Here is a 12,177-nt window from a genome sequence, read left to right on the forward strand (position 1 = left end):
AATAAGAGCGTATTTTATTTCACTATAGTAAACGAATGTTTACAGAACAAGTATAATCCAATTATACGAATTATTGAATAGGATTTTTATGATGAGTGAATCGGACTATTTGCGCCGTTTTGGGGGGATTGCGCGATTATATGGCGACAAGGGTTTGGTGGCATTGCAGAACGCACATGTTTGCGTGGTCGGCGTGGGCGGTGTGGGTTCGTGGGCGGTGGAAGCATTGGCGCGCTCGGGTGTGGGCAAATTGACGTTGATTGATTTGGATAATGTTGCGGTTTCCAATGTCAATAGGCAGTTACACGCATTGACACCTGCTTTTGGTCAAGCCAAAGTCCGTGCATTACACGAACGCGTTTTGCAAATTAATCCATGTTGTCAACTCATTGAAATTGAAGATTTTGTTGATGAAAATAATGTGGCTGATTTTTTCGGGCAGCCTTACGATTTTGTGATTGATGCGATTGACCAAATGCGCGTTAAAGTGGCAATGGTAAATTATTTTGTTAAACATAAACAAGCATTTATTTTAAGTGGTGGCGCAGGTGGGCAGCGTAATCCAGCGTTGATTCAAACCACCGATTTGTCGCAAACCACACATGACCCCTTGTTGTCCAATGTGCGATATAACTTACGGAAAAAACATGGTTTTCCACGCGAAGGCAGAATGCGTGTGCCGTGTGTGTATTCGCGTGAGCAAATTACGCCGCCACAAATTCAGGCTGCCTGTGATATGGAAACCACATCGCCACAAGGTTTGTCGTGTGCAGGTTATGGGGCGAGTATGTTGGTTACGGCGAGTTTTGGGCTGCATTGCGCCACTGCTGCCATTGAACACATTATAGCGAATTGAAATTGCAATACCCTTTCGCATCATGATTGGAGTGGTTGCCTTTTATCATTTTTCAATTTTCAATTCAGCCAAATACTTTTCAGGCTGCCTGAAAAGTAAATAAAATAATAATATGAATAAAAACAAAACAATAGCCTATATTTTTGGACAGCCCGTAACCGATATTCCGCAAGATTTATTTATTCCGCCTGATGCGTTGAAAGTGGTGTTGCATAGTTTTGAAGGCCCGCTGGATTTACTTTTATATTTGATTCGTAAGCAAAATATTGATGTACTGGATATTCCAATGGTTAAAATTACCGAACAATATCTCAGTTACATTACACAAATGGATTCTCAACAACTTGATTTAGTTGCAGAATATTTATTGATGGCAGCAGTATTGATTGAAATCAAATCGCGTTTGTTGCTGCCTGTGCCTGAATCATCAGGCGAAGATGAAGAATTAGACCCACGCGCCGAATTGGTTCGCCGATTATTAGCTTATGAACAAATGAAATTAGCAGCGCAAAATTTAGACGCTTTGCCACGTGCTGGACGTGAATTTGCGTGGGCGTATTTGCCTTTGGAAATTGTGGCAGTGGAGCGTTTGCCAGATGTTTATCTAATTGATTTAACACAAGCTTGGTTAAATATTTTGTCTCGTGCCAAACACACTCGTAGCCATGAAGTGGTACAAGAAGCCATTTCTGTGCGCGAACGCATGACGGCGGTTTTACGTTATTTAAATGAGAATGATGGCGAAGCTAAGTTCAGTCAATTATTTGAATTAGAACACGGCATTACACATTTGGTGGTAACGTTTATCGCGTTGTTGGAATTGGTTAAAGAAGGCTTGGTTCGCTTACGGCAAGATGATGCGTTTGGCGATATTTTTGTTTTTATTCAACATACTAACGATGTAATTGACATGGAGGATGCAGCATGAATTTTGCATTAGATGCGATTTGGTGGCGTTTGAGTAATCCGCATATTCGGGCGTTGGCGAGCGTGTTGGTTGCGCCTGCGTTGTGGCGAACAGGGCGAGAATTGTCGGTACGTGAATTACTGGGCGAACGTGGTTTTCGTTATCTACTTGATTTAGATGATAATAAATCTTTCAGGCTGCCTGAAAACGTGGGAAATCCTTTACTGGGGAAATATGCAGAAAATTTATTAGCGTTTTGGTTGGCAAATGCACCGCATAGCCGATTGTTAGGGCGTAATGTTCAGTTATTTAATTTAAAAAATCAATTGGTTGGCGAGTTAGATTTTGTTGCGCAATTGAATGGGCGAATTTATCATATTGAATTGGCGTGTAAATATTTTGGTGCGTATGATGGGCAGCCTGAAAACATGGTGGGGCTAAATTCGCAAGATAACTTACTGAATAAAATTGATAAATTAAATCAGCAACTGAATTATTCTCAAAATCCAGCAGGGCAACAGGCGTTGGCGAATTTGGGTGTGAATGCGGCGGAGGTTCAGTGCGTGAGTGTTGTGCGTGGCATGGGTTTTAGCCATTCAGGCAGCTTAAAAAATGTGCGTTATGCGGAGAATGCTTGGACTGGTGTGTTGTTGAATCATCTTCAGCAAATTGATTTTAAAAATAAAAAATTTTATCGTTTACCGAAAAATCAATTTCTTGCGCCTGCGCGTGTTTCATGCAGTCTGGTGGTGGATTGGGATAAAATAGGTGAACAATCGGGATTGATTGCTGAAGTGGTGCAGAGACCTGATGGTTATTTTCATGAAATTCAAAGATTTATGTTGATATAAAATATTGGGCAGCCTGAAAATATTTCTTTCAGGCTGCCTGAATCATTAAATTAATAACTGTCTAAATATGCTCTACTATTTTCATATTGCAAGATTTTTTGGTGGAATTCTTCCAAATTCATTTCCATCAAATGCAAACTTGGCTCCATCAAATGCGCAAGCATCGTATTAACACTTTCATCATTATTGATTGGGCGATAAATAAAATAACTCATTAATTCCAAAATAGTAATTTCAGTTGGCAATTTTTTCAGTAGCCAATAATTTTTGTGCGATTTGATGAAACCATATTTTTTCAATTGTAACAATATATTATCTAGTGAATCGTAGTCCATGTTCACGACTTGGCGTAAATCTTCCACGCTTAGTACTTTACTTTGAATACGGCTTTCATCTAATTTTAATAATATACGAATAATATCGTAAAGCTTTGATGGTACGTTTGGTTTTCGCAAATAGCCATCATCACGAAAATACGCCAAACTCGCTGTTAAAACCGCACCCGTCAACAGAATGACCCACAACAGCTGCAACCAAACCAAAAATACAGGAATTGCCGCAAAAGCGCCATAAATCAAAGTGTAACTATTGAAATTTTTTACATAAATGCCAAAACCCCATTTGCACGATTCAAACAAAATTGCCGTAAAAATCGCACCAATCAACGCGTGTTCGTAAGGCACGTGGCGATTGGGCATCATGCGATATAAAATGTACAACAACGCAATATCCCACAAAAGTTGTGAAGTCCATTTCCACACACTGGGAATGTGCAATAACATATTGACTTCTGACATCAATAACATACTTACACCCACCAGCATTGGTACGCCCATCAATACCAACCAATAAATCGGATATTGAATCCACATTGGGCGTGTTTCTTGGACACGAAAAATGCGGTTAAACGTTTGGTCAATGGTTTGTACCAATGATAATGATGTGAGTAACATCATAAAAATACTCATTGCTGTCAATTGACTGGCAGCATTTCGGAAGTCATTCAGATATTGTGCAATAGCAGATGCGCCACTCGGAACAATATTTTGATTAATAAAATCAATAAATTGTTCGCTAACGTTGCCAAACATCGGAAACATTGCCAATGCCACTAAAATCACGGTCAGAAGCGGCACAAGTGTCAGCAATGATGTGTAAGTCAAACTGCTTGCTACTTGTAATACGTGAATTTCTTCATCAAATCGTTTCCATAAAAATTTGGCAAAACCAATGTAATCATTGATTGAATAATGGATTTTCTTTTTCATAATGGATTCATTTTCAGGAAGTGTGAATGTTTCTCAATTTAAATTAGCTAAATAGAAAAATCATCAACAGGTGGTGCATACAATAATTTATTGACACGTTCTCGCGTTAAATTAGGTGAAAAACATTCAAAAAAGTCATAAATATAATTACTAAGCAATAAATCTTGTCGCACAATAAGTTGTACCGAATCGGGCGTGAATAAATGTGAGACATCACGCAAAATTAATTCATCATCAATTGCTTGAGTAACCGCCGCATCAACCAATCCCACACCCAAACCCATTTTTACATAAGTTTGCAGCAATTCATAATCGTTCGCCGCCAACGCAATCCGACAATCTTTCACGTCTGTCCGCGCCAATGCTCGTCCCAAAGGCGCATCGTTTTGTAACATATATTCATAGGTAAGCAAAGGTTCGGCGATAATGTCCGCCAATTCTATTTCAGGCAGCTTGGCTAATGGGTGCGATTGGGGCAATAAAATGGCGTAGCCCCAGTGTTCGCAAATCAATCTTTTTAATTCTAAACCAAAAGATTGCGTGGTGGCTTGGCTGCTGATTGCCACATCGGCATCACCGCGTAATACCATATCGGTGATGTCATTGGGTGCGCCTTGTTTGACGCTGAATTTAACATCAGAATGTGCGTGTAAAAATTGCATGACACTTTCAGGCAGCCTGAAACGTGCCAAAGTTGGGGTGGTGGCGATGGTTAATTCACCTTTGTTGGTGTGGGTAAATTCGTGTCCGATTTGTTTGATTTGTTGGGTATCACGCAAAATGCGTTCGGCGATTTCCAGAACAGCGCGACCTGCGGGGGTAACTGCTACCATGCGTTTGCCACTGCGAATAAAAATTTGCACTCCTAATTCTTCTTCTAGCAAACGAATTTGTTTGGAAACGCCAGGTTGAGACGTGAATAATCGCTCTGCGGCTTCGGAGACGTTTAAGTTACACCGAAAAGTTTCCACTGCGTAACGCAATTGTTGCAATTTCATGACAGACTTTCCAAGTAAACAAAATTTAACAATGTAACATAAGCCAGCTTTTCACACAAAATTCCGTTAAAACTCACTTCGCAAATGAATGGTCAATTATCCCTGAAAACAAATTGCTGCGATTGAGTTAAATTGTAGTTGTATTTGCACAACAGTTATATAAAATTTGTTATCCGTAATCTCATAAAATATCTAAATAATAATAATAAGTTATGTGTTATTTATCCTTAAATGGGCAAATATAAAAATCCAGCTCATCTATTGACAGAAACAGCCTAGCTTTTTATAGTGAATGCTGAAAAATTTAGGTTTCTGCCGTCTATGGCAATCTAAATCTCGTAACGTGGCAGCAAGCACATAAAAAAGCGTCTGCCAATCATTTTTTTGATGAGGGAATAACATGACTAAACAGCTTAAATTAAGCGCAATGATGGTTGCTTTATTGGCATCAACTGGCGCGATGGCTCAAGGCGTACATGGTTACACCACCAGCGAACAATCTGGTTCAGTGGTACGCAACAATTACGGCGAATGCTGGCAAAACACTTATTTGGACAAAGCAAACAATAGTTTGACAGAATGTGGCGGCAAACCTGCTCCAGCTCCTGAGCCAACCGTAGAAACCATTACTGAAAATAAAGAAGAAGTAATTTCATTCCAATCTAACTTCTTGTTTGGTTTTGATAAATCTACTTTGCGTTCTGAAGCTGTGGCTAAATTGAATGAAACCGCTGCTAAATTGCGTGGTACTGAAGTACAATCTGTACGCGTTGAAGGTCATACTGACTTCATGGGTAAAGATACTTACAACCAAGCGTTGTCTGAACGCCGTGCCAATGTAGTGGCTAACTATTTGGCAAATCAAGGCGTACCTGCTGGCAAAATCTCTGCTGTGGGTTATGGCGAATCTCAAGCGCGTATGACTGCTTCTTGTCAAGCTGAAGTGGCTCGTATGGGTAAAAAAGTATCTGCTGCGAAAAAACGTGCTGCTCTGATTGCTTGTATCGAGCCAGACCGTCGCGTAGATATCCGCGTAAATTCTGTTGTAACGCGTCAAATTGAAAAACAAATCGTTGTTCCAGCTCAATAATTAGCCAAAATCTAGTTTGTTTTCATAATCAAGAAAGCCGAATATATTCATTTGTATTCGGCTTTTTTTCAGGCTGCCTGAAAATCCAAAGGGTGTAACCCCGATAGATTCGCAAAGCTCTCATTGCGCACAATATTACAAAAATCTTGAATATAACCACATGATACATCTTCACTTCGCATGGCGGCGTACAATTCGCTGCGTAATGGTGTGTCGCCAATTTGTCGTGCCACCACATAATTTTTCTCTAAATATGGCATCACTGTCCAGTAGGGTAGGGCGGCAATTCCGCGTTTGCTTGCCACCAGTTGAATAATGGCAATCGTCAATTCACTGTGGCGACGCATTGGATTAATACCTTGTGGCAAAAGCACTTTTTTCAGTAAATCCAACATATCATCTGGCACAGGATAAGTAATCAGCGTTTCTTCAATAAAATCGCTGGCTTGCCAAATTTTTTTTTCTGACAACGTATGGTCAGGCGCGCAAATACCCACCATTTCATATGCAAATAATGGTTGATAACTGATTCCAGATACGGGGTTGGTTTCCGAAACAATCGCCAAATCCGCCCGATGATTCAGCAGTAAACCCACGGGATCAGCCTGAAATCCCGATACAATGTCCAATTCCACTTGCTGCCATTGTGGACGAAATACGCCCATCGCGGGCATCAGCCAATCAAAACAAGTGTGGCATTCCACCGCCACGCGCAATTCACCTGCTTCACCTTGAATAATTTGAATTAAATCACGTTCGGCATGAGCGACTCGTGGCAACAATTCATGCGCCAATTTCAATAATCGTTCGCCTGCTGGTGTGAATCGTAATGGTGTGGATTTGCGTTCAAAAAGTGGGGTATCAAAATGATTTTCCAGCAAACGAATTTGGTGTGATAACGCCGATTGCGTTAAGAAAACACGTTGCGCGGCAAGTGATACACTGCCCGTTTCTTCTAATGCAATCAGAGTGCGCAAATGGCGTAATTCAATGATGGTATCCATTTTCAAATCCATTTATTTGATAATATCTTTCGGTCTGAAAAAATAAGAACCTGTATTCGTAAGATTGATAATTTGATTATTTTCCTGTAAATCAATTTTGCAAAACAAATTATCCATCGCACCTACCATTTATTGCGTAAATTCCATGCAATTTTTTGGTAACTTCGCTTGAGTTTTATATCTAAATCATACTTGCGAATCAACCGATTAAAGCCATCAATTAGCAATGGCAAGCTCATAAACAAGAAAAATGGCAACCAAATCAATTCGCCCCAAAACAAAATCTCCGCCATCACGCCATAAATATTATCTGCACGATTTTTGATTGTACCAGCAGGTGAAATCATGCCTAAGCGCGTGTTTTCATCGGCTAGACTCGGGCTAACTTGTGTAATCTGCGCTGTCCACTCGTTAATGCCTGATTGTTCGGGTAATTTGCAGGCAGCCTGAATGGATTTCATGGGTCTAAATACCCAATTATTCCAGCTATTGACATCATCTTGTAGTGTTTCGCAACTCTGCCCATTCACTGTTAAACGAATGACCACAGGTTCGCCCACTATGCCATTATTTTTGTCCCCCAGTACATTTAAACGCAAATCACCTTTTGCATCACGATGATATGCCATTTCAAATTGCGTGTTTTCAGTTGCAAACGGTCGCCATACGCGCCAAGTATGCTGGCTGCCTGAAACCAATTTTACTGGTAATTCAGGCGCATAAATTGCCATATCAATTAATGTAAAAACACTGGTCGTGATGAGTGCCAACGCCAGCCAAATTATCCAAATAGTTTTAAGAGAAAAATTAATTTTAAATTTCATTGTGTTATTCATTTTTAATTTAATCAAACAAATCCCCAATCAACAAAACAGGCAGCATCACCATACCACTCATCGCGTCCATAGCAAGTGCCAATGGTGTGAGTAATAAATTTCGTGCTAATTTATTTGTTTGAATATTTGTGGTTTTTTGTTTCAGTGTTAATTTGATTGGAATGTATTCATGAAAGCGATAATCTTCTTTAAAATAATGAGGTTTCATGTAAATCGTGCCTGTTGTTGCATAACATTGCCGATAATGCTGCGGATTCGCTTGCTGTTGAAATTTTAATTGTGTCAAAATTTGATTTTGTTGATGATTTTCAGCTAAATAATCCAAACAAAATTCACTGTAAAAATGATTGCCATCAATTATGGTTACAGGCAAAGCATCTAATTTTGCGCCACTATAAGGCGCGGTCATTTGATAGCGTTTAGGTAAATTTTTCATGAGTGGTGCAGCGATTTGCTGTGCTGTATCTGATTGAATCACATACCAATATTTTTTTCCCATCATCACAAGGCTGCCTGAAAGTGGTTGATTGGGTTGAATCGGCATTCGTCCAAGCGCGTGAATTTGGTCATGGGCGATTTGCGTGATAATGGTTTGCGTGTCAATTGCGCGGTCTGCATCGTAAATGCCACCATTCCACACCACAGATGTACAAGCCATTTGCATCATAATTAAATTTAATAAAATGATTTTTTTTGATAATTCCATTATTTAAACAAGCGCCAATTCTTTTGGCTAACATACTTATTTTATTTTAGATAATTTGGTTATGGTATCATCAAAAAGGCTGCCTGAAAAACGGATTTTCCCATTTTCAGGCAGCCAGAACAAGTTTTCGTGTGGTTAACTAACCCACAAAACCTGCAATAAAATCCATACCGGGTTTACTGAATAAATATTGCGCCAAGAAAAACCAACCAACTGCACCTCCCACTGCAATCGCTAAATTTACACCCATACTCACCGAATAGCGCGTGATGATTTCCAGCACCGCTACCGTGAAGACATACAAAACGCCCCAAGTAGTCAATAACTGTGGTGTGAAATTTGGCATACCCGACCATTCCATAGTGGCTTTAGCAATAATGGCGATAATGGTCAATGTCAATCCTTCCAACAAAGAGTTTGGTTCGCGATTTGATGACCAAATGCACCAAAAGCCAATCACAAATGCCATCAATAAAAAAGAGCCGTTCATATAAATAACCTTTCTAAATCAATATGAAAATATTTTTTAGTCTGTCTAAATTTATTAAACTAGGGGATTAATCAAATGTTGCGCTTGAGTAAAATCTTGCGACTTGGCAAGATGCAATCATTGGAATCGGCAAACTCCGCGTCAATTTTGCGGTTGCTGCTTACCCTACTTTTCATAAACCAAAGTTAGCGTTATTTTACACAATTTGGCAAATGCTGGGCGAATAATTTTATGAATTATATCCGATTATTTGAGTGTTTATTTTATATTTTCAGGCTGCCTGAAAAGCATTTCTTTGATATAATTCATTATCTTTTATTTAATTTTATGATGTGTTTTATGTTTCCCTTTTCTAGATTGACGGTTGTTGTATTAAGTGCTTTCATGGCTTTGCCTGTGATGGCTGCCAATTTGCAACTGCGTATTATTGAAACCAGCGATGTCCATGCGCATTTGACGGATTTTGATTACAACCAAAATCAAACCAATCCGAAAATCGGCTTAACGCGTGCTGCTAATCTGATTAAACAGGCACGGCGCGAAGTGAAAAACAGCGTGTATGTTGACAATGGTGATGTGCTTCAAGGTTCGATGTTAGGTGATTACATGGCAGCTAAGGGCTTGGCAGAGAATGAAAAACATCCCAGTTATTTGGCATTGGAAAAACTGAATGCCACCGCTAGTGTGGTGGGCAGTCATGAATTTAATTATGGCTTGGATTATTTAAACCGCGCCATTGCCAATACCAGCGTTCCCATTTTGAGTGCCAATGTGTTTGATGCAAAAACCAAAGCACCTTATTTTAAACCATATTTATTTAAAATCATGATGTTGAAAGATGAACAGGGACAAAAACATCGTGTTAATGTGGCGTTCATTGGTTTCACGCCGCCGCAAGTTTTGCAATGGGATAAACGCCATTTGGACGGTAAAATCTTGGTTAGCGATATTGTTTTGACTGCAAAAAAATATGTTCCTTTGCTAAAATATTTGGGTGCAGATGTGATTATTGCGCTGAATCATAGCGGATTAGGCGATGGTAAAACTGATATTAATCAAGAAAATACCACATTGGCATTAAGTAAAATTGAAGGTATTGATGCGATTGCATTTGGACACGAACACGATTTATTCCCCAGTGAAAATTTTGCTCATGTTGCTGGTGTTGACGTGAACCAAGGTACGTTAAACCAAGCAGCGGCCACCATGCCAGGACAATTTGCTAATCATATTGGCGTGATTGATTTGATATTGAACAATGATTCGGGTAAATGGCGCGTTATTAATAAATCTGCTCAATTGCGTCCTATTTTTGACGAGAAAACACAAAAACCATTGGTTTCAAATAATTGGCGATTAAAATGGGCAATGCGTCCCTATGAAAAAGCCACCCGAAAATTTGTTGCACAACCTGTGGGTAATGGTGCTGCACCTATGGCAAATTATTTGTCTTTGGTACAAGATGACCCGACTATTCAATTAATTAACAATGCACAAACCGATTATGTGCAACGTGAATTAGCAGGGCTGCCTGCATTGGCAAAATTACCGATTTTGAGTGCTGCTGCGCCGTTGCGTGCAGGTGGTCGCCACAATGACCCAACAGCCTATACTGATATTTCTCAAGGCAACTTAACGTATCGCGATGTTGTCAATTTGTATCCGTCTCCCAGTACGGTGGCGGCAGTTAAAGTTAATGGTGCAGAATTAAAAGAATGGCTGGAATGTTCTGCCAGTGTGTTCCAGCATCTTCAATCAGGCAGCAGTGATGTACAACCGCTTGTTAATTGGGCAGGTTTTCATACTTACAACTTTGATGTGATTGATGGCGTATCTTATCAAATTGACGTGTCTAAACCTGCACGTTATAACGGCGATTGTTTGTTAGTCAATCCAAAATCTCAACGCATTCGCCAATTAACATTTAATGGCAAACCCGTTCATCCACAAGCAGAATTTATTGTCGCCACCAATAATTACCGCGCTTTTGGCGGTAAATTTGCGGGTACAGGTAAAAATAAAGTGGTGTTGGATTCATCTGTGGAAAATCGCCAAGTTATCAGCCATTATATTTACACTCAAACAGAACAAAATGGCGCAGTCATCGCGCAAGCTGACCAAAATTGGCGATTTGCACCAGTCGCTGCCAATGCCTATTTTGAAACATCGCCTACCGAACGCGCCAAAAACTATATTGAACAAAATGCCGTGCATCCGTACATTTGGTCTGGCACAGACGGGCAAGGTTTTGCGATGTATCAATTTGATATGCAAAAATAATTTTCAGGCTGCCTTTTTGTTTCAGGCAGCCTGAAAAATCTCATTGATTAATTTATTTTTTTGTTAATGTGAGCATTATGCCTACCATATTATTGATTCGCCCCGCCAATCGTTTACCTGAGGATGTCGCTACTTGTCGACAATTTGGTTGGCAATATATTCCGTTTCCGCCACTTAATATCGTGCCACATCACGAAAGAATTGACCATCTTCCTGAAAGAATTGAAGAATCTGATGCAGTGTTTTGGGTTAGTCCTACTGCTGTGGAAGTGGCGGGTCTGAATCTTTCAGGCAGCCTGAAACCTCATATCGCTGTGGGATACAGCACATCAAAAGCTTTGCGTGAATTTGGGGCGGCTTGGGTGTGGTATCCCAGCACAGGCAACGACAGCGAAGCGGTTTTAGAATTGCCGATTTGGGAAAAGTTACCCATCGGTGGCGAAATTTTGATTGTGAATGGCACGGGGGGGCGTAACTATTTAGCACAACAATTGGTACAACGTGGTTACCATGTTAGCAACATGAAAATTTATCATCGTGAAGAGCAAGTGCTTGATTGGTTAGCATTTAAAGAGCATCGTCCGTATTTTGCATGGGTTACTTCTGCACAAATGGTGAATATAGTTTTCAAACAAGCCCCCATCTCATTAACGCAAACGCTAAAATCCTTGATATACTTTACACATCATCAACGGATTGCAGATGCGCTGCGACAACATGGTGTGGGACAAATTAGAATAGTGAAAAATTTGACCGAAGCCTTGCAAAAATACAGTGCGCAATCCATTGATTAATTTTAAATTTACTTTTACTTGTTTTTCAGGCAGCCTGAAAAATGATTTTTTGTTTTTATGTTTGAAGCCGATAATTTGATTATTGGCTTTGGCTGTT

At 39.9% G+C, this 12,177-nt stretch carries 12 protein-coding genes; 6 read left to right on the forward strand and 6 right to left on the reverse strand.

The window, feature by feature from the left end; genetic code table 11:
- Positions 1-91 precede the first annotated feature (91 nt).
- The 3 genes from BWP33_RS01490 (at position 92) to BWP33_RS01500 (ending at position 2,614) form a co-directional block, all read left to right on the forward strand.
- Entirely contained in the window at positions 92-856 is a 765-nt protein-coding gene (locus tag BWP33_RS01490) for a tRNA threonylcarbamoyladenosine dehydratase (RefSeq protein ID WP_040628473.1), read from the forward strand.
- Positions 857-968: 112 nt separating this feature from the next.
- Positions 969-1,784 carry a segregation and condensation protein A gene (locus BWP33_RS01495; RefSeq protein WP_002641134.1) on the forward strand — a complete coding sequence of 272 codons (816 nt, stop codon included), beginning with the start codon at positions 969-971 and terminating at the stop codon, positions 1,782-1,784.
- Positions 1,781-2,614: a DUF1853 family protein gene (locus tag BWP33_RS01500; protein ID WP_002641133.1), complete on the forward strand. Its 834-nt coding sequence runs from the start codon at positions 1,781-1,783 to the stop codon at positions 2,612-2,614. Before BWP33_RS01495 ends, BWP33_RS01500 begins: the two co-directional genes overlap by 4 nt.
- A 50-nt stretch (positions 2,615-2,664) precedes the next feature.
- Here the strand turns inward: BWP33_RS01500 and BWP33_RS01505 are convergent, their stop codons facing one another.
- Together BWP33_RS01505 and BWP33_RS01510 are read right to left on the reverse strand one after the other, a co-directional pair.
- Positions 2,665-3,882, reverse strand: a complete 1,218-nt coding sequence (locus BWP33_RS01505; protein WP_002641132.1) for a YihY family inner membrane protein — start codon at positions 3,880-3,882, stop codon at positions 2,665-2,667.
- Between the two features lie 47 nt (positions 3,883-3,929).
- Positions 3,930-4,880, reverse strand: a complete 951-nt coding sequence (locus BWP33_RS01510) for a LysR substrate-binding domain-containing protein (RefSeq protein WP_002641131.1) — start codon at positions 4,878-4,880, stop codon at positions 3,930-3,932.
- A gap of 400 nt (positions 4,881-5,280) precedes the next feature.
- Between BWP33_RS01510 and BWP33_RS01515 the strand changes: the two genes are divergently transcribed.
- Positions 5,281-5,970 carry an OmpA family protein gene (locus BWP33_RS01515; protein ID WP_002641130.1) on the forward strand — a complete coding sequence of 230 codons (690 nt, stop codon included), beginning with the start codon at positions 5,281-5,283 and terminating at the stop codon, positions 5,968-5,970.
- A gap of 68 nt (positions 5,971-6,038) precedes the next feature.
- Here BWP33_RS01515 and BWP33_RS01520 read toward each other — a convergent pair whose 3' ends face one another.
- The 4 genes from BWP33_RS01520 to BWP33_RS01535 all read right to left on the reverse strand — a co-directional run bounded on the left by BWP33_RS01520 (position 6,039) and on the right by BWP33_RS01535 (position 9,006).
- Positions 6,039-6,974, reverse strand: coding sequence for a LysR family transcriptional regulator (locus BWP33_RS01520; RefSeq protein WP_002641129.1), 936 nt, complete (start codon positions 6,972-6,974; stop codon positions 6,039-6,041).
- 122 nt (positions 6,975-7,096) lie between these two features.
- The gene (locus BWP33_RS01525; protein WP_002641128.1) at positions 7,097-7,798 is read right to left on the reverse strand and encodes a hypothetical protein; all 702 of its coding nucleotides are present in this window, start codon (positions 7,796-7,798) and stop codon (positions 7,097-7,099) included.
- Between the two features lie 19 nt (positions 7,799-7,817).
- Complete coding sequence (locus tag BWP33_RS01530) at positions 7,818-8,468, reverse strand: hypothetical protein (protein WP_158666804.1); 651 nt, start codon at positions 8,466-8,468, stop codon at positions 7,818-7,820.
- A gap of 187 nt (positions 8,469-8,655) precedes the next feature.
- Entirely contained in the window at positions 8,656-9,006 is a 351-nt protein-coding gene (locus tag BWP33_RS01535) for a hypothetical protein (RefSeq protein ID WP_002641126.1), read from the reverse strand.
- Positions 9,007-9,237: 231 nt separating this feature from the next.
- Between BWP33_RS01535 and BWP33_RS01540 the strand changes: the two genes are divergently transcribed.
- Positions 9,238-11,286, forward strand: coding sequence for a bifunctional 2',3'-cyclic-nucleotide 2'-phosphodiesterase/3'-nucleotidase (locus BWP33_RS01540; RefSeq protein WP_211206379.1), 2,049 nt, complete (start codon positions 9,238-9,240; stop codon positions 11,284-11,286).
- A gap of 77 nt (positions 11,287-11,363) precedes the next feature.
- Positions 11,364-12,080 (forward strand): uroporphyrinogen-III synthase, encoded by a 717-nt coding sequence (locus BWP33_RS01545; protein ID WP_002641124.1) that lies wholly within the window; start codon positions 11,364-11,366, stop codon positions 12,078-12,080.
- The last annotated feature ends 97 nt before the right edge of the window (positions 12,081-12,177 follow it).

Origin of the sequence: Simonsiella muelleri ATCC 29453, assembly GCF_002951835.1 — a bacterium.
GTDB classification, from domain to species: Bacteria; Pseudomonadota; Gammaproteobacteria; order Burkholderiales; family Neisseriaceae; genus Simonsiella; species Simonsiella muelleri.